Here is a 22,072-nt window from a genome sequence, read left to right on the forward strand (position 1 = left end):
TTTAATAAGCGCGCTTATTTATTGTTTATGTCAAGATTATAACAGTAAGCGCGCTTATTGTCAATCGTTTTGTTAGATTTTTTCAATAATTCACAGTTAATTATCGATTTATTCTATTCATTTTCTCCAAATATTCTTTAATCTCTCTGTGGTCAATCACTTTTTAATTCCAGGCAACAAAGGGGGCGCTGATTTCTCAGCGCCCCTATTATCGGCAATTCCTATATTAATTTGCTTTCTTTTTATTCATCAGATCTTTGATGTTCTTGTAAATCATAAAGAGAATTAAAACTGCTCCAACATATCCATTTAATACATAGATAATATTAACCAATACTCTGAATGGAAGGAATAATCCTACAATTAAACCGAGAACTCCAAGAACAATAGTGAGAATCTTGAACTGTGATGTTCCCTCTTTTGCAAATCTAGAAGCTGGATTATAAAGGAGTGGAACCGCTGTTGTATAAATACCTGCAAATACAATAATTGCAAAGATAGCGGAGAATGGCTTCCAGATCTTAGCTGCAAGAATCAGATTTGGGATATCTGCATTCCATACAAATGTATCACTACTTCCAATCATCGGAGTATTAATGTTTGAAATCTGTGCGAACATTACTACTGCAATTGCCACACAAACTGCAACTGTTCCACCGATAATACCATAATTTAATTCTTTTTTCTTATTATTAGAACCAAGTGCTGCTGTAAAGCTTGCGAACCACAGGAGCACGAAACCGGCATATGATAAACCAGAAACAAGCCAGTTGGATCCTGCACTCTTAATTGTTTCCCCATTCGCTGCGCCTTCGTAAGCTGCATTTTTAATAATATCCAATCCAGCTCCAACATCACCGCCATCACGAATTAATGTAATAACTCCAATGGCAATACAAAGCACTACGATTACCGGTCCTACAGCACCGATGGCATCAACCATGGAGTTCAGTCCACCTACAACTGTAATCACTGCCAGTGCTGTCAGAACGACTCCTCCTACCCATGCCGGAAGTCCATATTCCTGATGAAGTGTAGAGGATGCTCCTCCTACCATAACGAAGAAGGACATGTAACAGAATAATGTGGAGTAATAATCACAGAAAGTTCCTACATACTTTCCACAAAAATGTTTGTATACATCATTTCCTTTTTCAAACTTCTGCTCTGCACCTGCTTTTGCAAAGTTAAAATTGTAATAAAGAAAAGCTACCAGGAATACCAAAATTACAAGTAATCCTTTTACTCCATATGCTGTATAATATTGAATGATTTCCTGACCTGTTGCAAAACCGGATCCAATTGTAAATGCAATGATTGCTCCCGCAAGTATCAGTACTCGTTTCCAACTCACCTTTTCCGCACTACCCATAATGTGCCCCCTTTTCATTCATTTCTTTTCTTATGAGCAATTACCGGCATATAAGCCGGTAATTGCTCAATGTATACTTATGTCAATGACTTACCACTCATCTTTTTCAAAAACAGTCTGCTCTGTTATCGGAGTCTGAAGAGCCTTGAATGCTCTTCTTACAAGTTTCTCACGAATCTTGTAGGACTCTTCTTCACCCTCAGTTGGATCTCCAAGTGGATAAGGAATACCAACAGCAGGGATAATTCTATTCGCACCGATTGTTCTGGAAATCGGAACAACTGTACACAGATGAACTACTGGGATACCGTATTTTTCAATACCTTTAACCATCGTTGCACCGCAACGTGTACAGGTACCTCAAGTGCTGACAAGAAGAACTGCATCTACATGCTCTTCAACTAATTTTTTACCAATCTCATCACCGAATTTGGCTGCTGAATTTGTAGCTGTTCCAGTTCCGGTTGTACTTGCAAAATAAGGATATAATTCTCCAAATACGCCTTCCTTCTGTAATTTACGAAGTGCATCAAGTGGGATTACAAGGTTCGGATTTTCCAGTACGAACTGTCTGTCATATCCACCATGGATTGTCATATAGTCATCTTTAGACATTCTGTCCATGCCTTCCATTGTATACCATCCAAACTTCGTCGCATTAGAGGACTCGATATGATCCGGATTACCAACTGGTACAATACCACCAGATGTAACGATTGCAATCTTTGCTTTGCTAAGATCTTCAATTGCTTTTCCTGGCTCTACACGGTCGAATTTCGGCATAGGAAGATCTGTCTCAAATGGCTCTCCTGCTATCTTTTTAAGCAGCATCTTAAGACCACGAGTTGCTCCTCTTTCTTCTGCGAAATAGTTCACACGGATACCACGCTCAAGATATCCTTCGATTGATGGTCCAAGAATCTCCTCGCCTGTAGCCAGTTTCTTAATCAATGTTACAAACTGTGGAACTGCTTTTTTCATAGTTGCAGCAGAGTTACCTGTCTTTACAAGGATTACATCCTGTTTAAACATATCAGCTCCAGGGTTCTCTTCATACATACCAGAGAGTACCGGAATACCGAGTCGCTCTTCAACCGCTTTACAAATTGTACCGCAAGCAACACCATAACGTCCAGCATTAAATGCAGGTCCTGCAACAAAGATATCAGGCTCGTATTTCTTTACCATCTCAACGATTGTATCTGTTGCTTTATCAAGATTTTCTCCAAAATAGTTGTCACCACAGATAACTGTTGCAACAATCTCATAATCATCGCCCAGTCCGTCATTCAGTGCCATACCAGGTCCTATAATTTCTTCTCTTACTTCCGGCTGGAAGTCTGCTTTATCTTCTCCACCAATTCCACCGAAGAACTGATTAAGATAATGAACGATTTTATATTTTGCCATAACTCTGAATCCCCCTTCTTAGTATCCTCTTGCAGCCAGTTTGTTAAATCCATTTGCGATTGTAGATGCGATGATAATCTGAAGCTCTGCCTCGAAAGATCCGTCTTCGTTGATACATCCAGCCCATCCACCAATCTGGCTTTCAATAAATTCCTGAGTTCCAATTACTCTATCCATAGCTGGGAACATCAGTGTTGCATTTCCCTGTCCACATGATGCAAGTGCTGTTGCCTCTTCACATGTATCTGCCAGAGATGCTGATTTACCATCTTTTCCTGGGAACTCATCTGTGATCAGGCAAACCTTTGTACCTACTCTCTCAACCTTTTTACAGTTCATCATGAGGTCTGTATCCGGGTTACCATAACCTTCCTCTGTAATCAGAACTCCGTCTAACTGCAGCCATTCACAGAATTTTGCAACCATATCGGAATGTCTCTCTTTATCAGCAAGGAATACATTCTCATTTGTAAGGATAACTCCCATAAAGTTAATGTCTTTTCCATGATGTTTGTAGCATTCATCAATAACCGGATTGTGGAAATGATGATATGTTGTAACTTTATCACATGGAGCCACACAGTTACCAGATACGATTGCTCCATCCATAATCTCTGTTGGATACATGAATGTCGGAACGATCTGTTTTGCATCTACACCATAATAATATGTGTCATGCAGAAGTCCCTGTGACTGAAGCATATGTATATATCCTATCTTTGGCAGATCAGGATACTGTGCTGCCTGCTCAAATACTGGTTTTGTCTCATATGTCTCAATTACATCTGGCTCAAGATTTCTTACAAGCTCCCCAAGATATGTAGCTACTTTCAATCCTGCCATACGTCCTGCTTTCTCATATACATGAGTTTCTAATCCATCCTTTGGTTCAATGACTACGCACAGATTATATGTTTTTGAAAATGGGCAATATTCTGCAGCCGGTCCGCTCATATCAATAACACCTTCCTGGAATCCAACGATTCTTCCGACTGTAACTACGCAGCAGCCATCTAAAGCATGTGTTCTTCCAGATCCAACCTGTGGTGATACCTTTCCGATAATTCCTGGGAAAATCTCTCCGCCGCTCACTTTCACACGTGGTTCAATGACATCCTTAACAGGTGTGATTCTTGTTGCCTCACCAGGTTTTGCAATTTCCAAATGGCATCCGATCAGCTTGTCGTCCTCCAATACAAGTGCTTCCACCTCTTCTTTGTTTACATACAATACGTGATTTTCCACATATGATTTGTCTGCAAACTGGATGTCCTTGATCTCAAATTTGCCGAGTTCTAGTTTCATACAAATTCCCTCCTTATGATTTGTAATCGCGATAACTTAACACTTAAAATATAATCACGTTTTTCATTTCCGAAAGCTGGCAATTTTTCTTTTACAAATTCCTCAAGCGCGCGGAATGTAATCATGATAACATATAAGTAAAAAAATATCTTTTTTTGCTTTTTATGTTTACTTTCAAAAAATGTAATCGTGATAACTTTTTTCCATGTAAGTAATTGCTTTTGATAGTTCTAATTATACACACATTTTTTAAATGCGCAACCCCCTTTTATAAATATCGTCAATAATACAAAATATCTATAGATGTTTTTGTGCAGATTGCCTATTTTTTATCATTCTTTTCACGTTTTTGTTTAAAATATCCGTCATATCCCTGCAATTCTGACGCAAGTGCCTTAACGATTATATCGAGATCATCTATAAATGAATGAACTCTTTCTTCGATTTCATCTTCTTCAATCCCGTCATCCATCACTCCTTTAAAATATCCTTTATACAAAATACAGGACATGCGATTTAAAATAAGCGCATTCTCCTCAGAAATTGCCCCTGCTTTCATGCATTTTTTACACATTTCAAAATCACGTCCCCAGAAATCTGCTGTTCCAAGCATCTCTGAAAAGAATTTGTTTGCCTCATTAATATTTTGTGGAAACATCTGATAGAATTCCTTCATAGCTCCACCCAAATATTCATTCGTATGTTCAAAAAACAGTCTATTATAATCTTTTGGATGTCGGAAAGCCTCCTGGCTGTAACAATACCACACACCCACATAGATATCCCATACTCCTCTCCAGGTTTTTTCCGCCTGATTCAGACGGATAATATATCCCTCCAGCGTATTCAGGCTGACATAATACATCAGTTCCGACTTGCTGTTAAAATAACGGTATAATGCAGCTGACGAACAGCCCAGCTCCTTCGCGATTCTACGAATAGAAAGATCTTCAGCCCCATCTTTCTCCATAATTTTACATACTCTTTCAATATAATCTTTTCTCGTTAAACCTTTGAAGTAATTCTGTGTTGTTTCTTTATTATCCAGCATTGCTCCACCGCCTATTCTTTTTCTTACCTGCTTTTTCTAACTAATTCTTGGAATAATATTGTCAATCACCGATAAATCGATTGTCTTAAAATCATTCGCCACCTTTTCCTGATAACTCTTTGGACTTGGTGCGATATCCTGCCACTCTTGATAAACCTGAATGCATTTGTCGATCAGCATGATATCTTTTATATTATCCTCTTCGCCCTTCGGATATACAACTACCGATCGATATGGTGTCTGATTCGGTTTCAGGCTGGATGCCTGCGGATGTGTCAGAAGCACATGCTTATCATAGACAAGATCTCTCACCTTAATCAGAACGTCTTCATACCCATCAAGAAGAATCACTTTCATCTGATCCTTATACTTCTCATACACTCTGTCGTTATTCGTTACCAATATTGCTTTTTCCAGCTCCCACATGATTGCCGTCTCCCTTCTTAACATCTCATTTCACTCAGATGCGTTTTAATATAGTATGTTTTACTATAGTTTATCATATTTTATCTTTTTTCGCAAATATTCTGTCATTAATTCATTTTGTAAATACGATTCAGTTACTATCTTTATAGTAGAGAAAAAGCTCGGATTTCTCCAAGCTTTCTCCCTGTTTTTAAGTTGTTGCCAACTATATGACCTCTCACTATAATTAATTAATGTATCCGGCTTTCTTAAGCTCTTCATGAGCTTTCTCAAGGTTTGCATCTGATACACGAATGATCGGTCCTGTACAACCCATTCCGCTCTCTGCATAAATATTGATCTTCCATAATGCTTTTACGGCATCCTCAAGATCCATTACTTCGATTCCTGCGATCTGTGCTGTTACAATCTCCTTCGGCGGCTCTTTTACATCCTCCTCTGCTGCAGCCGGTTTTGCTGCTGCTTTTCTTGCATCCAGGATCTTTTTTAAGCCTGCTTTTTTTGCTGCTGCAAATTCTGCTTTTGCTACCTCAAATACTTTATTTCTTACAAGCTGTGCCGCATAACGGATTGCTCCTGCAATAACAGGTGCTCCGCTGGCTCTTGATACGATCATGACTAACTGCTCATATCCTTCGCCAATTCCTGGTCCATATCCGTATCCAGTTGCTTCAAAGCTTCCACCTGTTGCTGCGGATGAAAGCATTTTTACCAGGATGTTTCCTGTCAGGGAATCTGTTACCATGATATCCGGTGTTCCCTGAAGTACGTCATTTCCTCTCATGACACATCCACCGTCTGCTCTTGCAGACTCTGCGAATGTGATATCATATCCGTTCTCCTGAAGCTCTTTGAGAGCTTTCTCTGTCTGACGTGCTCCGTCTACATTCAGGATTCCGACTGTTGGATTAGCAATTCCACATGTTTTTGCTGCAATGATTCCGTAGATTGTGTTCTTGATCATACCTTCGATACGATCTGCACTGGATGTTCCTGTTGTATTTGCTACAAACATCTCTCTTCCCTTTGCCGGTGTCACTACTCGTCCTACTGTAGATACTCCGATTGGGAATGGAAAGTGCATGGTAACTGCTCCGTCTACTTCTCCATTTGCAAGCATCTCTTCCATCTTCTTGTGGCCTTCTTCGTCATCTGCAACTTTTACTGTTGTAACTCCCTCTGCCTCAAGTGATCCGATATAATATACATCAACGCCATCTTTTGCTGCCATCAGGGCTGCTTTCATGGCATTCTCTTCTCCATGTTCGCTTCCCATTCCGGTTAATGCGATCTTTGGTCTCTTTCCATAGCTTCCGCTCTCAAGACCCTGTGCCATCTCCAGGAATGTTTCTGCGATCATCTTTTCTACATTTGCCATCTTTACCACCCCTTACTCTGCTATCAGAGTAGCAGCGAATTCTTTCATTGCCTTAGCGATGAGTCCCTTTACTTCATCCTCAGATACTCCGGCTGCAGCTTCTTCCTGTGCCTTTGTATTTCCATGGATCACGAAAGATACTCCATCGAACAGGTTTGTCATTCTTCCAAGGAACAGACTTCCTTTTCCGATGATCATTGCATTCTTGATCTTTCCTTCCAGAATGTCCTCTCTTGCAACTCCTACATATGGTACTCCTGATGGGATATGTCCCTGTGTCGGTGCCCATCCTGTAAGTCCGTGTTTTGCAGGGAACTCTCCGATCTCTTTACGGTCGAGCTCTCCTCTCTTAACTGCAAGGGCTGCGATCATCTTGTAGTTAGCAAGCGGTACATCTCCAGCTCCTGCCGGTTTTGTGATATCCGGATTCTGCATCTCTGGTGAGTATTTATCGATGTCTGTAATCTTCATTCCTGCTCTGTCAAGCGGATCTGCTACCAGACTTCCGATTACGTTCTGTGGTGCGGAACCTGTTCCTACACTGTGGCGTCCAAGCATGCTAAGGTCGATCTCCGGATTTACTCCATCGTTCTCTGCAAGGATTACACAGAATCCACCAAGGCAGTCCTCAAGGATTGGAAGACCTTTCTTGATGTGGTCTTTTCCGTTCATTCCAAGTTTTGCTGTACAACCTCCGGCTGTTACTGCTACACACTTGTATGCTCCGGATTTTACTAATGCTGCTGCTTCGATCAGTGCATGTGTCGGTGCTGCACAGAATCCTCTTGCGTCTGATCCTGATGCGCTTACAAGTCCTGCAACCTCTGCTGCAGCCTTTGCAAAGTTACCGCCACCTCTCTGGTTCATGTCTCCACATGCTTCCTCTGCACAGTCAATAACATACTCTACATCTGCTTTTTCGATTCCTGCGTTACGTACTGCATAAAGAAGAGCAAGTACACTTGTTGCTTTACTCATTAAGTTCTCGTGCATTACGTGTGCGCTTAAGTTCTGATCGATATCATGTGCACGTTTTACACATCCAACCAGCTCGTGGTTGAAGTAAAGTCCCTCTGCGTGCTCATCATTTACATATCCCTCGATCTCGGAAAGCTCTACACCGTCTTCGATCTGGGATGAAATATCTTCTGTAATGATTGGGTTTGCTGCAAACTGACCTTTGTACTTCTCTACGAAGTTCTTCTCCAGTTTTACAACTTCAAACTGGTCACTGATCTGTACCAGGAATAAGAACTCTTCCTCAGGCATGATCTCACCGTATTTTCCATAACGGCTTGCATTCTCCATCTTCTTGTCATACCATGGAGCCTCTACCTGTGCCAGCTCATCCGGATGTACATTTCCGATGTATGTCTGGTTTGGCCAGTAAGCTACACAATCCTCATATGAACGAAGATGCTCTGGTACCTCTTTTAAGTACTCTGAATCTGGATTTACGATTCTCTCTGTTGTCTGAGTTGTTCCATTATATAAAACCATGTCAGGAGTATGTGCTAAGACATAACTTGCTCCTTTAATTACACTATTCATTGTTTTCCACCTTCACCTTTCTTTAACAAAAGGGCGGAGGGGTGAACTCCGCCCTTTACGACAACATATTTTCACATAATATGCGTCTTGTCAAATTATTTAATATTTAATACTTACGATCAATAATCTTACAGATATTTACAGTATTCGTCACGGATAGCGCTCATCTCGCTAACGATATCGTCAACGTCGAGTACCATCTCCATCATGCTAACCTGCTCATCGTAAACTGCCTCATCGAACTCTGCCTTCATTTCAGGCTCGCAAACGTGATATACTGTGAGTCCAAGCTGGACCCCTGTCAATGGACCTGCGAATGTCGGATCTCCTGCTGTTACAGTCTCAGCTGCAAGACCTGCAGCTTCACCTTCTGCAGCACCAAGAACTACTACTAAGTTCTCTGCGCCGTATTCATCAGCGAAATCCTTTACTCTTTTCTGATTCTCTAAGTCCATTGCGCCTGCGCTCGTTCAGACGAAACACTCCGTAGATGAAAATACTACTTCAGCACCAGCAGTTTTTACGCACTCTGCGATAGCTGGTCCCGGAATTCCATCACGGTCTCCGATAATTATTGCTTTTTTCCCTTCAAGAATAGCCATAATTATTCTTCTCCTTTCTCTTTATTAAATATTATTAAGGTGTATATGATAAAGAATTACCTCTAAAATCTTAGATGTATTTCTTGATCATCGCTTCGATTGTCTCCGGTGTACAATCATCCTTCACAAGCTCATCTACTTTCTCTCCATCTTTGTAGATAGCCATAACCGGAAGGCCAAGAATCTTCTGACCAATTGCCAGACGACGTGCTTTTGTTGTGTTAAGAGATGTAAATTTTAATTTGTCACCATATGTATCAGCGAACTCGTGTACCTTTGGCATAAGTGCTGCACACGGAACACATCCATCTCCAAAAAAGTCTACAAATACATAACCATCTGCCTCCAGAACCTCTGTCTGGAATGTATTCTTATCTACTTCTAACATTTTAAAAATCCTCCTGAATCGAACCATACTTTGCTTTGAACATTCTTCTATGGTTCTTTTATTACAAATAATTTCATTCAAGTAAGCCAACGGAATGCCTGATTAAGCCATGCTTCTTTCTACCTGAACTGCTGCGATTGCTCCGTCAGCGGCTGCTGTAACAACCTGTCTTAAGCTCTTCACACGCACATCACCGGCTGCGTATACACCCGGGATATTGGTGTGCATATCTGCATCTGTTGGGATGTATCCTCTCTCATCCATCTCGACGCTGCCTTTGAAGATGTCTGAATTAGGAATTGTGCCGATAAATCCGAATACTCCGAACATTCCATCGTCTTCATCTGCTTCAATCTTAGTAACTTCACCGGTTTTTACGTTCTTAACTGTCATCCAGGAAAGGATTCCATCTCCTCCAACTTCCTCAACAACTGTATCCCACATAAAGTGAAGTTTGTCGTTCTTGAAAGCTTTCTCCTGAATGGATTTCGCTGCACGTAACTCATCACGTCTGTGAATAATTGTAACTTTTCTTGCAAATTTTGTAAGATACATAGCTTCCTCAACCGCGGAATCTCCACCGCCAACTACATATACTTCAAAATCTTCAAAGAAGTTCGCGTCACAAGTTGCACAGTAAGAAACTCCTCTTCCAAGGAACTCTGCCTCGCCTTTGCAACCGATCGGTCTTGCATGAGCACCTGTAGCAATGATGATATTCTTTGCCTGGTACTCACCTTTCTCACCTTTGAGCACCTTTACCTCTCCCTCAAGTGATACTTCTTTAATTGTGTCAGATACTCGCTCAGCTCCGAACTTCTTAGCCTGCTCTGTCATACGTGCGATCAGAGACGGACCAGATTCTGGCTGATCCACAACCTGTCCTGGATAATTCTCAATCTCGTCTGTGATTGAGATCTGTCCACCGTCCTGTCCTTTCTCAACAATCAAAACAGACAGGCGGCTTCTGCCTGCATAGAGACCTGCTGCTAATCCTGCAGGACCTGCACCCAGAACAATTACGTCATAAATCTTGCTCATCTTTTTTATTCCTCTTTTCTCTTTTTACATGGTTCCCCTATAATAAGCGCGCTTGTACTTATTGCCATGCATTTATAGTAACAACACATTTTTCGCTTGTCAATATCTTTCAAATATTTTTCAATATGAATTTTTATTGGAAATTTTATTTATACAATTTTTTATATATTTCAATTTTTATTTTTCACTTATCATCAAAATATGCTATGATAGAGACATCGTTTAAAAAGATTTTTCAGGAAAAGGATTATATAATTATGGGCGGAAATAATAAAGAAGCATTACAGCGTGAGAATACGATTCGTTTCATCGAGGCCGCAGAAGAACTTATTGATGAACATGGCATTGATAACGTATCTGTTCGTAAGATTGCCGAGAAAGCCGGCTTTCATAATTCCACTATTTATCTCTATTTTAAAGATGTAAACGAATTGATTCTTCTCGCTTCCATGAAGCATTTTAATGAATATAGCAAAGCGCTTGCAAGGCTGAGCAGTAAGAACTGGGATTCAACTGAGAATTTTTACTTTGTATGGAGATTCTTCGTAGAATCTATGTTAAAGAATCCGAAGATTTATTATAATTTTTTCTTCGGGAAACATGGACAGGATTTTGGCAGTCTGTTTAAGCGGTATTATGAATTATTTCCGGAGGAAGCTGACAAACTCTCACCGGACCTCATGGACATGTATTATGGAAAGAATATCCAGGAACGCTGCATGAAGCTTCTTCTCACGATCAAAGATAAGGATAACCAACTTACATCTAAGAATATCAATATGATCAACACTATCATTGTAGCCAGTGTCAAATATATACTGGAACAAAAATGTATGGAACCCGAGCTGGATTCCGATATGCTGACCCGTGATCTGATGAATATAATCGAATATACAATTTCCAAATAGTCACATCGGAAATACAATTTTCTATTATAAGAAAAAGCTGCTGTAAATTCATGACCTATGATATGCCATGAATTTACAGCAGCTTTTATTTTGTCTTCATTTTCACTGCGGATTCTTTTTCTGACCGCTGCTATCGAATGTATCCTTCATTATACGCCTGAACTTTATTAAATGCATATAACTCTGTATTTGTTGCATTTACATATGGTGTCACATAGAATACACCTGCAATTCCACACGTAATACCTGCCACGAGCGCCCAGCCAATAAATGAAAGGTCCAATATAAATGTCTCCATCTTCTGTCCATTCATCATTCGCTTGCTGATTTCAAATACCTGTTTAGAATCCATACCCGGATTTTCAGCCAGTATATATGGAACCATCCGATATTCATAGGATTTGATAATTCCAGGCACCACCAATAACAATGACCACAATGCTATATACAAATCATAAAAAAACATGGTCTTTACAACATTTCCGTAATGTCCGGACTTGAATCCATCTAATAGATTTCCAAATGTTCCTGTCATGGTACGATTTTTAATAAAGAAACTGCATCCGCCAATTTTAAATACATTTCCTGCAAAAATCGTAAATGCAACAGCTGCAAGTATTACGATCAGCGTAACTGCCACCACGACCATAGAAATCATAAAACCTCTGGCAGAATCTCCATAATAATAATCACTTCCATAATGATGATAAGAAACACTGGTGTTGTTTCCTCCGATTCTTCCGATAACAGAACTGCCGCCTCCGGTCAGCGCCGCAAGTACAAGTGACACACCAACACAAGTCCAGTAATTTCTTTTAAATATTTCTTTTGCATTACGTTTCAATAGTTCCCTTGTCCACATATCTGTTCCTCCTTTATTCACCATTCAAGATTCGTTCATTCAGATCATTCAGATAAACCCATCGGTCCATCTTCTCTTCCAACGCTTTTTCTGTCTCGTCTTTCTTCACCATAAGCTCACCAAGTTTCACAGAATTCGTTGCACTTTTCATCATCTCGCTATCTAGATCTGCAATCTTTTGTTCCAGTACTTCAATTTCTTCATCAATTGTATCAAACTCGCGCTGTTCTTTAAAGGAAAACTTCAGCTTTTTCTCTCTACGTTTCCATGCGTCCTGCGAATTTGCAGAATTATTTTCATTTTCATCTGATTCTGAATTATCTTTTCCACTTGAAGCGTTCTGTGCTTTCAGACTGGCAGAAGCATTCCCGCTTTCCGGACTTTCCAGTTCTTTGCGGATCAGGTAATCTGAATATCCTCCTTCAAACTGACGGATCACTCCATTTCCTTCGAAAGAAAAAATGCGGTTCACAGTACGATCCAGGAAATAACGGTCATGGGATACGATGATAATGATTCCATCAAATCGATCCAGATAATCTTCCAGAATGGTCAGTGTCTGAATATCCAGGTCATTGGTCGGCTCATCCAGGATCAAAACATTCGGCGAACTCATCAACACACGCAGAAGAAACAGTCTTCTCCGCTCACCACCAGATAATTTTTCAATAGGTGACCACTGCATTGCCCCATCAAACAAGAAATTTTCAAGCATCTGGGAAGCTGTGATCCTGCCATCTGAAGTCTGGATATACTCTCCTACTTCCTTAACATAATCGATGACACGCATCTTACCATCCATCTCTTCATTTTCCTGCGAGAAATACCCCATGCGGATCGTCTGGCCAATTTCTATCGTGCCGACATCCGGTTTCACATTTCCATAAATCATCTTCAAAAGTGTGGACTTTCCACAACCATTCGGTCCGATAATTCCAATCCTGTCATTTTTCAGGAAAATATACTCATAATTATCAATCAGTTTTTTATCCCCATAGGATTTGCACAGTCCGGACACTTCAATCGTCTTATTTCCCATTCGGGATGCCACCGAATCCATAGCAACACGGCGTTCTTCCTGGATATCTTTCATCTCCTGCATGGCTTTGATCCTGTCAATGTGCGCTTTCTGCTTTGTACTTCTCGCTCTCGCACCGCGGCTCAGCCACTCAAGCTCTGTACGCAACAGACTCTTTCGTTTTCTCTGAGTAGCAAGTGCCATATTCTGGCGTTCCTCTTTGAGTTTTACAAACTCCGAATAACTTCCCGGGTAATTATAAAGATTTCCATGATCTACCTCCACGATCCGATTTGCAACGCGGTCCAGAAAATAACGGTCATGCGTCACCATGAGAATTGCTCCCCTAAACCTGATCAGATACTCCTCCAGCCACTCAGACATCGCGTTGTCCAAATGGTTCGTCGGCTCGTCCAGTACCAAAATATCTGCCGGTGTCAAAAGAGCGTTCACAAGTGCCACTCTTTTCTTCTGTCCTCCGGACATATGCGACATCTTTTCTTCATAGTCTGAAAACCCAAGCTGATTCAGCATAGATTTTGCCTCTGCTTCCATCGTCCACTGATCTGTATCACTGATGATTCCACGCACTGCTGCCTGAAGTACCGTCTCTTCCTCTCCAAACACCGGTGTCTGTGGCAGATAACATATCTTTACCGTATTTCCCATACTGAGCTTTCCGGAATCGTATTCCTCCACACCAGCCACAATTTTCAAAAGTGTAGATTTTCCCATACCATTGATTCCGATGACTCCGATTTTTTCATTCTCATTTATTCCAAAAGCCACATCATCTAAAAGCACACGGTCTGTATATGCTTTTGTGACGTGTTCCATCGTCAGTAAATTCATATTGTTTCATACTCCTTCGCTTTCTTCGCGTTTTATCATTATACTACAGAAATATAAAAGATACCAGTAGCAAAAGGCAGAAGTACACTGCATAAAAAGGCGAAAAAAAGACTACTATTTTACGAATTGGGGGTTCGTAAAATAGCAGTCTTTCATTTTACATATCCTATTTCTACTCTGCTTCCCGGATTTTCTGTCTGACTTTCAAAACCATTCCCGGAGCTACTGATAATTCATCAATACCCATTTTCAAAAATGTCTCTGTCAGAGTCACATCTGCTCCGAGTTCTCCGCAGATACCGATCCATTTTCCTTCTGCATGAGCGCTCTCTGCTGCCATACGGATCATAGCAAGTACTGCCGGGTGATGAGAATCATAAAAATCCTCCAGCTTCTGATTCTGCCTGTCAATAGCCAGTGTATACTGTGTCAGATCATTTGTTCCGACACTGAAGAAATCAACTTCTTTCGCCAGTTCACGGCTTACCATAACTGCTGCCGGTGTCTCAATCATAATTCCAAGTTCTACATCTTCCCGAAAAGCTGCTCCTTCTGTGCGAAGTTCTGCTTTGACTTCCTCGACGATTTCTTTGATTTTCTTTACTTCTGCTACCGAAATAATCATCGGGAACATAATAGATATCTGTCCATAAGCGGATGCACGATAGAGCGCACGAAGCTGTGTTTTAAAAATCTCAGGTCTTGTCAGGCAAATTCGGATTGCACGATATCCAAGTGCCGGATTATCCTCTTTATCAAGTTTAAAATAATCTACCTGCTTGTCAGCTCCGATATCTAAAGTACGGATAATGACCTTTTTCCCGGCCATCGTTTCAGCAACCTTTTTGTATACTGCAAACTGCTGCTCTTCTGTCGGATAAGTATCACTTTCCAAATATAAAAATTCACTTCGGAATAATCCGATACCGCCGGCATCATTCTTAAGGACTGCTCCTACATCTGCCAGGTTTCCAATATTGGCGTAGACATTCACTTTCTGGCCACTCTTTGTCACATTCTCTTTGCCTTTGAGCTGATTCAGAAGTTCTTTCTGTTCCTGATCTTTCTTCTGCTTTTTCTGCATGGAAGCCATAGTCTCTTCATCCGGATCAATATAGACTTTTCCATCTACTCCATCTACAATTGCGACCTTACCATCATATTCTTCTTTCAATGCTTCACCAAGACCGATCACTGCCGGAATATTCATGGTTCTTGCAAGAATCGCCGTATGAGAATTAGCAGAGCCATACATGGTCACGAAGGACAACACCTTCTCTTTGTCAAGCTGAACAGTTTCACTTGGCACCAGATCATCTGCTGCAATGATCACAGGTTCATCCATCACCATAACAGTTTCATTCTGACTGGATAATGCCTGAAGGAGCCGCTCTGAGACATCTCTGACATCTGCTGCTCTTCCCTGCATATAAGCATCGTCCATAGCTTCAAAAATTGCTGCAAAGTTGTCCGCTGTCGCACCGATTGCATATTCTGCATTCACATCCTGGGTGCGAATAATATTTTCAATTGACTCTACATAGTCCGGATCCTCCAGCATTAACTGATGCGCCTCAAAAATCATGGCATTTGCCTCTCCCACATCTTCCAATGCTTTCTCATATAATCCTTTTAACAGTTCTAACGTCTTTGCTTTTGCATTCCGAAAGCGTTCTACTTCCGCCTCCACATCTTCCACACGGGTTCTCTTTATCGTAATCTCATTTCTCTTATAGAACTGGATTTTGCCAATTGCAACCCCGCCAAATACACTTTTACCTTCTAAAGTAATCATCATGATCCGACTCTCCTGTTTTCAAGATTCTCTTAATAATCCATTCCTCTGTGCTTTCCAAAAAGAAATGCTTCTTACAGGTTCTCTTTTAAAAATGTTTCAAGCTCTGCTGCTGCGATTTCTTCATCTTCACCATCTACAGTTACTGTAATCTCTGCTCCCTTTTTAGCGCCGAGTCCCATAACACCAAGAACTCCTTTTGCATTCACTTTTTTTCCTTCTGCCTCAATGTTAATATCGGACTTAAATCCTGCCGCTTTCTTTACTAACATAGTTGCTGGTCTTGCATGGATTCCTTCTGCGTCTGTAATTACATATTTAAATTCTTTCATCGTTTTAATCTCCTTTTCTCATTTTTGACTCAATTATACTTAATACCTTTTTTACTAACAACAATTCATTTATTTTTCTGTATTTAATGGTTTTTTCAGAAGTACGATTCCTGCCATTGTGATGACTGCTCCGATAACAAGTGCCACAAGGAACATCGGTGCATTTTCAATAATACCGATTACAAACAGTCCACCGTGAGGTGCTCTGGATCCACAACCAAATGCCATGGATAATGCTCCTGCTACTGCTGAGCCAACGACACAAGGTGGAATGATGCGGAGTGGATCAGATGCCGCAAACGGAATCGCTCCCTCTGTAATAAATGACATTCCCATAATGAAGTTCGTGACCGTTGTCTGCTGTTCGCTCTTTGTAAAACGATTCTTAAAAAACAGTGTTGAAAGTGCAATTCCGATTGGAGGTGTCATACCGCCGATCATAACTGCTGCCATAATATCTATCTGTCCGCTGGCGATTGCCGCTGTACCAAATACATAAGCTGCTTTGTTAAATGGACCTCCGAAGTCGATAGACATCATACCTCCAAGTACTGCACCAAGAAGAATTTTACTGGACTCTCCCATACTTGCAAGGCAGTTATTCAGCCATGTGTTAAATGCTCCGATTGGTGGATTTACGAGGAAGATCATAATCACACCCATCAGTAAAATTCCAAAGAATGGATATAACAGTACCGGTTTTGTTCCTTCTAATGATTTTGGAAGTTTCTCAAGCAACTTCTTTAACAGTAACATCAGATATCCAGCTACAAATCCGGCAATCAGTGCTCCAAAGAATCCTGATGAAACCCACTGTTCTTCCGGAAGGAAAATGGAAGTTCCTGCTTTTGCAAGAAGTCCACCGACGATACCAGGCATGAGTGCCGGTCTGTCTCCGATCGCCATGGCAATGTATCCTGCCAGAATCGGGAACATCATACCAAATGCTGTATTCCCTACTTTGTTAAAGAATGCTGCCAATGGTGTTCCACTACCAAAGCTTGAAGTTCCTGCATTCGCTCCATCTACAAGGAAGGATAATGCAATCAAAATTCCTCCACCAATGACAAATGGAAGCATGTGGGATACTCCGTTCATCAGACTCTTATAAATCTTACGGCCCAGGCTCTCATCTGCTACTTGGCCCTCTTCATCTTCACCGCCTGCGTGGTGGTATATCTTTACATTTCCACTGGTGGCTTCATTAAGAAGTTCCTCAGCCTTGCTGATTCCATTTGCCACCTTTGTCATGATGACTGGTTTGCCATCGAATCTTGCCATCTTTACATCTTTATCTGCTGCAATAATAATACAATCACAAGCTTCTATTTCCTGAGCTGTCAGCACATTTTTCGCACCACCGGAACCATTGGTCTCAACTTTAATCGTGATGCCCATTTCTTTCGCTTTATTTTCCAGACTTTCTGCCGCCATGTAAGTATGTGCGATTCCAGTCGGACATGCGGTAACTGCCAGCACCCGATATCCTGACTTTTCCGGCACTGTATGCATTACCTGCGTTTCATCTGATGTATTTTCTGAGCTTTTTTCTTCCGTCTCATACTCTTCCGGGAATCTCTTTCTCTCTGTCTCATCAATACATTTGAAAAATGCGTCTACATTTTCCGCTTCCATAAGTCCGGTTCTGAAATCCGGATCCATAAGAAGCATGGACAGACGGCTTAACACTTCCAGATGCACATTGTCTTCTGTATCCGGTGCCGCAATCAGGAAAATGAGCTTCGCCGGCTCTCCATCCAGTGAATCATAATCTACCCCGTCTTTTACGACCATAGCTGCAAGTCCCGGTGCTTTTACTGCCGCTGTCTTGGCATGTGGAATCGCAATTCCTTCTCCGATTCCTGTTGTACTTTCCTCTTCTCTTGCAAATACGCCTTTCTTATAGGCTTCCACGTCTGCCAGGTTCCCTCCGGCAGCCATAAGTGCGACCATCTTCTCGATCGCCTCCGGCTTTGATGTAACTTTGCCGTTCAGTTCTACACTTTCCCGCTTTAACAGATCTACAATCTTCATTCTTTTTCCTCCTACAATCCGTATAATTCAGGTTCCTTCTCCAACAGTTTCACTACATCTTCTTTTTCTGCCAGCCAATACTCAAATGCGCTGGCACTTCCAGTTGCAATTCCAAGTTCAAATGCTTTCTCGTAATCTCCGGTATTGAGATAACCGGTGACAAATCCTGCTACCATGGAATCTCCCGCTCCGACGGAATTAAGAACCTCTCCCTTCGGTGGTCTACCCTGGTAAACTTTTCCATGTTCATCTAAAAGAATGGCTCCATCGCCTGCCATGGAAATCAATACATTTCTTGCACCCATTTCTTTTAATTTTCCTGCATATTCGATGATTTCTTCATCTGTTTCAAGCTGAACCCCGAACATATCTCCCAACTCATGGTTGTTCGGCTTAATAAGAAATGGATGGTATTTCAGGACATTCATCAAGAGATCTTTTGTTGCGTCTACCACGATCCTGATCCCACGTCCATCAAGTCTTGCCATGATGCGTTCGTAAATGTCTTCCGGCAAGGTATTCGGAATACTTCCCGCAAGAACAAGTACATCTCCTTTGGTCAGTGCATCCAGTTTTTCGTAAAGCTTTCCGATGGCCTCTTCACTGATCCTTGGTCCCTGACCGTTGATTTCCGTCTCTTCACCGGCGTTGATTTTTACATTGATTCTGGTAAATCCGTTATCCAACTGGATAAAATCGGTATAACAGCCAAAATCGTCCAACATCTTCTCCAATGCCTCTCCGGTAAATCCTGATACAAATCCGAGTGCTTTACTCTTATGTCCCAGATTTGAAAGTACCACGGAAACATTATTCCCCTTACCTCCGGGGTAAATGTTTTCTCTCGTTGTCCGGTTGATTTTTCCAGGTTCCAATTTTTCCGCCCCGATGACATAATCCAGAGACGGGTTAAATGTCACTGTGTAAATCATCTACTTAACCTCCACGATATTTTTATATTTTTTATAAGAAGAATCTTTAAGCTCTGTTGTAAGAATCTCAGATTCTTTCATATCAGAAAATGTAATTGATGTTACCTGACCGATTTTGCTTGAATCTGCCAGTACAAAGCACTGTGCACACCGCTCCATCGCTTTTTTCTTGACCAGCGCTTCCTCACTGTCTGGTGTGGTAAGCCCCCTCTGTGGGTGAACTCCATTCGTTCCAAAAAATCCTTTTGTGAAATTGTACCGGTTCAGACTCTCCAATGCTTCCGCACCGACGATTGCCTCCGTCACACCTTTTAATTTTCCACCGATCAAAAGAACTTCATACCCCTTTTTCAAAAGCTTCTGCGCATGCCCGATCGCATTCGTCACAAAAACAGCTGACTCTTCATTCAATTCGTCAATCAGAAGATCTACACTACTTCCAGCGTCCAGATATACAAAATCATCTGCCTCTATCAGTTCAGCTGCATATGCTGCGATTTTATGTTTTTCTTCTGTATTCCGGTCTCGTCTGACCGACAATTCTTCATCTCTTGTCCTCACGGAAGTGCCAACAGTTGTCGCTCCACCGTGAACCTTGATAAGAGTTCCACGCTTGTGAAGTTCTGTCAGATCTCTCCGCACCGTAGATTCTGACGTATTCAAAAGATCTGTCAGCTCTTGTACTGTCACAGTACCATGGCTTTCCACATATTTCTGAATTTCCCGGAATCTTTCTTCCGCCAGCATCAAATCACCTCTCAGTCATTTTCAATCAACTTCGTTCATCTTTAATCACATAATATAATCATTTTCGGTCAGAGTCAATCATTTTCAGTCAAAATAATAGCCAAAAAATCATGTAGATTTTTTTGCAGATTGCACAATTAGGGATTAGTAGGATTGTCATAATATACCCGCTCTCTGCCTTACATTCCATAGCGGTTTATGATGATAACGCAAAATTCCTGCAGTGATGTGACTGACACACGACGGAAGTGAGCCGCTTATCATCGTGGAAGCCTATGCTGAACACGATGATAGTTTTTGTGGCTCACTGTAGTGTTCCGTGTGTGGAACATCAATGCAGGAATTTTGCGTATATTATTATAAATCTAACTACTGTATCTCTCGGATCTTCTTTCTAAGTCCAAGTACCTGGTGTGGCGCTACGGACAGTTCGTCAATTCCAATCTGTACGAAGAATTCTGTCATGCTCAGATCTGCTGCCAAATCTCCACAGATGCTGATTCTTTTTCCTTCCAGATGTACATTGTTGGCTACGATTCGGATCATCTTCATCAAAGCCGGGTGGTATGGGTTATAATACTTGTCCAGTTTTGGATTTTCACGATCCATGCCAAGTGTAAGCTGCAACAGATCATTCGTTCCGATACTGAAGAAATCTACTTCTCTTGCCAGTTCTCCACTGATCATGACTGCTGCCGGAGTCTCGATCATGACTCCAATTTCAATATTCTCATTATAAGCAGTCTTTTCATCTTTCAATTGCTTCTTTGCCTTTTCAAGCAGGGCTTTTGCCGCTGCCACTTCCTCCATGGATGTAACCATCGGAAACATAATAGATACATTTCCAAGTGCAGAAGCTCTGAGAATCGCGCGAAACTGTGGAAGGAACAATTCTTCTTTTTCCATCATAATACGTATTCCACGCAACCCAATCGCCGGATTTGCCTGTTCTCCAAGATCTACACTTTCTACCATCTTGTCACCGCCAAAATCTGCGATTCGGACAACAACACGGTTGGCTCCCATAGACTCTGCTGCCAGTTTATAAACTTGAAAGAGCTGCTCTTCGGAAGGCAGTTTGCTTCCCATTTCCATATACAGAAATTCGCTCCGGAATAATCCAATTCCACCGGCATCACTTCTTAAAACATTTTCAATATCTTCTCTTGTGCCTACATTGGCACAGATATCAATTCTCTGACCACTCTGGGTAATGTTCTCCTTACCTTTCAGACGTTCCAGATTCCTGACATGTCTCAGATTCGCATCCTTGCGTTCCCGCATCTTCGTTAGAGTTGCATAGTCAGGCTCAATATAAATCTTTCCTTCATAACCATCTATAATAATTGTCTTTCCGTCATATTCTTCTTTCAGAGATTCTCCAAGACCGATGACCGCCGGAATTCCTTTCGTTCTGGCCAGAACGGCAGTATGTGAATTAATTGTTCCGTACATAGTCACAAACCCCAGTACCTTTGCCTTATCGAACTGAAGCGCTTCACTTGGATATATATCTCTCGCAGCCATGACAAACGGCTCATCTGTCAGCATACGATCCTTCCAGCTTCGGGACAAGATGCGGATCACACGAATTGCCACGTCTCTGACATCTTCTTCTTTTCCCTGAATTGGATTATTCTGCTGATGACTACTGATACGGATCAACTGTTCTACAGATGTCTGAACAATATACTCTGCATTGAGTTTTTCTTCCAGGATCCGCTTCATGATAAAATCTGTATATTCCTGATTCTCCAGGAGTTCCTTTTGCATCTCAAAGATTGCTGCATTTGCCTCACCGACTTCGCGCACAGAAAGATCATAGACAAGTTCCAATTCAGCAATTGCTTTTTCTCTTGCTTTCTTATAGCGCTGAATCTCCTTCTCTACATCTTTTACATAGATTCTTTTAATCTCTTTGATATCTCTTTTATAAAATGTTAATTTCCCGATTGCAATGCCTTCGGATATCTTTTTTCCTGTCAGTGTAATCATTCTTCTACAAAACCCCTGCTCATTATTATAAAGTAAAAATCATTTTAATACTCTATTCTACTTTACACGTCCG

Annotated in this window: 19 protein-coding genes; 1 reads left to right on the forward strand and 18 read right to left on the reverse strand. The window is 41.3% G+C overall.

The genetic code is table 11. The annotated features are described in order from the left end of the window. Positions 1-226: 226 nt before the first annotated feature. The 10 genes from NQ560_RS09800 to trxB form a co-directional block, all read right to left on the reverse strand. The gene (locus tag NQ560_RS09800; protein ID WP_040015199.1) at positions 227-1,372 is read right to left on the reverse strand and encodes a YkvI family membrane protein; all 1,146 of its coding nucleotides are present in this window, start codon (positions 1,370-1,372) and stop codon (positions 227-229) included. Between the two features lie 90 nt (positions 1,373-1,462). Beyond that, positions 1,463-2,782 carry a sarcosine reductase complex component B subunit beta gene (gene grdF / locus NQ560_RS09805; protein ID WP_081445636.1) on the reverse strand — a complete coding sequence of 440 codons (1,320 nt, stop codon included), beginning with the start codon at positions 2,780-2,782 and terminating at the stop codon, positions 1,463-1,465. Between the two features lie 18 nt (positions 2,783-2,800). Continuing rightward, positions 2,801-4,087 (reverse strand): sarcosine reductase complex component B subunit alpha, encoded by a 1,287-nt coding sequence (gene grdG / locus NQ560_RS09810; protein WP_005330184.1) that lies wholly within the window; start codon positions 4,085-4,087, stop codon positions 2,801-2,803. Positions 4,088-4,409: 322 nt separating this feature from the next. After that, complete coding sequence (locus tag NQ560_RS09815; RefSeq protein ID WP_005330190.1) at positions 4,410-5,138, reverse strand: TetR/AcrR family transcriptional regulator; 729 nt, start codon at positions 5,136-5,138, stop codon at positions 4,410-4,412. A gap of 36 nt (positions 5,139-5,174) precedes the next feature. Beyond that, entirely contained in the window at positions 5,175-5,564 is a 390-nt protein-coding gene (locus NQ560_RS09820; RefSeq protein WP_005342399.1) for a GrdX family protein, read from the reverse strand. A gap of 226 nt (positions 5,565-5,790) precedes the next feature. Further along, positions 5,791-6,942: a glycine/sarcosine/betaine reductase complex component C subunit alpha gene (gene grdD, locus NQ560_RS09825; RefSeq protein ID WP_259816028.1), complete on the reverse strand. Its 1,152-nt coding sequence runs from the start codon at positions 6,940-6,942 to the stop codon at positions 5,791-5,793. A 12-nt stretch (positions 6,943-6,954) separates the two neighbouring features. Continuing rightward, entirely contained in the window at positions 6,955-8,493 is a 1,539-nt protein-coding gene (gene grdC, locus NQ560_RS09830; RefSeq protein ID WP_005331235.1) for a glycine/sarcosine/betaine reductase complex component C subunit beta, read from the reverse strand. Positions 8,494-8,621: 128 nt separating this feature from the next. Beyond that, positions 8,622-9,095: a glycine/sarcosine/betaine reductase complex selenoprotein A gene (gene grdA, locus NQ560_RS09835; protein WP_081445653.1), complete on the reverse strand. Its 474-nt coding sequence runs from the start codon at positions 9,093-9,095 to the stop codon at positions 8,622-8,624. Between the two features lie 70 nt (positions 9,096-9,165). Then, on the reverse strand, positions 9,166-9,483 hold the full coding sequence (gene trxA, locus NQ560_RS09840) for a thioredoxin TrxA (RefSeq protein ID WP_005343166.1): 318 nt from the start codon (positions 9,481-9,483) through the stop codon (positions 9,166-9,168). 102 nt (positions 9,484-9,585) lie between these two features. Next, the gene (gene trxB, locus NQ560_RS09845) at positions 9,586-10,524 is read right to left on the reverse strand and encodes a thioredoxin-disulfide reductase (RefSeq protein ID WP_005333855.1); all 939 of its coding nucleotides are present in this window, start codon (positions 10,522-10,524) and stop codon (positions 9,586-9,588) included. Positions 10,525-10,781: 257 nt separating this feature from the next. Between trxB and NQ560_RS09850 the strand changes: the two genes are divergently transcribed. Continuing rightward, complete coding sequence (locus tag NQ560_RS09850) at positions 10,782-11,432, forward strand: TetR/AcrR family transcriptional regulator (RefSeq protein ID WP_040015548.1); 651 nt, start codon at positions 10,782-10,784, stop codon at positions 11,430-11,432. Positions 11,433-11,562: 130 nt separating this feature from the next. On the opposite strand, the gene NQ560_RS09855 is transcribed toward NQ560_RS09850, so the two are convergent. The 8 genes from NQ560_RS09855 to ptsP (NQ560_RS09890) all read right to left on the reverse strand — a co-directional run bounded on the left by NQ560_RS09855 (position 11,563) and on the right by ptsP (NQ560_RS09890) (position 21,999). Continuing rightward, positions 11,563-12,294: a DUF975 family protein gene (locus tag NQ560_RS09855; protein ID WP_040015549.1), complete on the reverse strand. Its 732-nt coding sequence runs from the start codon at positions 12,292-12,294 to the stop codon at positions 11,563-11,565. Positions 12,295-12,307: 13 nt separating this feature from the next. Beyond that, the gene (locus tag NQ560_RS09860) at positions 12,308-14,164 is read right to left on the reverse strand and encodes an ABC-F family ATP-binding cassette domain-containing protein (RefSeq protein WP_005333858.1); all 1,857 of its coding nucleotides are present in this window, start codon (positions 14,162-14,164) and stop codon (positions 12,308-12,310) included. A gap of 172 nt (positions 14,165-14,336) precedes the next feature. Next, complete coding sequence (gene ptsP, locus NQ560_RS09865; protein ID WP_040015664.1) at positions 14,337-15,959, reverse strand: phosphoenolpyruvate--protein phosphotransferase; 1,623 nt, start codon at positions 15,957-15,959, stop codon at positions 14,337-14,339. 74 nt (positions 15,960-16,033) lie between these two features. After that, a complete protein-coding gene (locus tag NQ560_RS09870; RefSeq protein ID WP_005333860.1) occupies positions 16,034-16,291 on the reverse strand; it encodes an HPr family phosphocarrier protein in 258 nt (85 codons plus the stop codon). Positions 16,292-16,360: 69 nt separating this feature from the next. Continuing rightward, positions 16,361-18,325 carry a PTS fructose transporter subunit IIABC gene (locus NQ560_RS09875; protein ID WP_005333861.1) on the reverse strand — a complete coding sequence of 655 codons (1,965 nt, stop codon included), beginning with the start codon at positions 18,323-18,325 and terminating at the stop codon, positions 16,361-16,363. Positions 18,326-18,336: 11 nt separating this feature from the next. Beyond that, the gene (gene pfkB / locus NQ560_RS09880; RefSeq protein WP_005333862.1) at positions 18,337-19,257 is read right to left on the reverse strand and encodes a 1-phosphofructokinase; all 921 of its coding nucleotides are present in this window, start codon (positions 19,255-19,257) and stop codon (positions 18,337-18,339) included. Next, entirely contained in the window at positions 19,258-20,004 is a 747-nt protein-coding gene (locus tag NQ560_RS09885; protein WP_005333863.1) for a DeoR/GlpR family DNA-binding transcription regulator, read from the reverse strand. Positions 20,005-20,373: 369 nt separating this feature from the next. Further along, complete coding sequence (gene ptsP, locus NQ560_RS09890; protein ID WP_005333866.1) at positions 20,374-21,999, reverse strand: phosphoenolpyruvate--protein phosphotransferase; 1,626 nt, start codon at positions 21,997-21,999, stop codon at positions 20,374-20,376. Between the last annotated feature and the right edge of the window lie 73 nt (positions 22,000-22,072).

The sequence above is a fragment of the Dorea formicigenerans genome (assembly GCF_025150245.1).
Classification (GTDB): domain Bacteria; phylum Bacillota; class Clostridia; order Lachnospirales; family Lachnospiraceae; genus Dorea; species Dorea formicigenerans.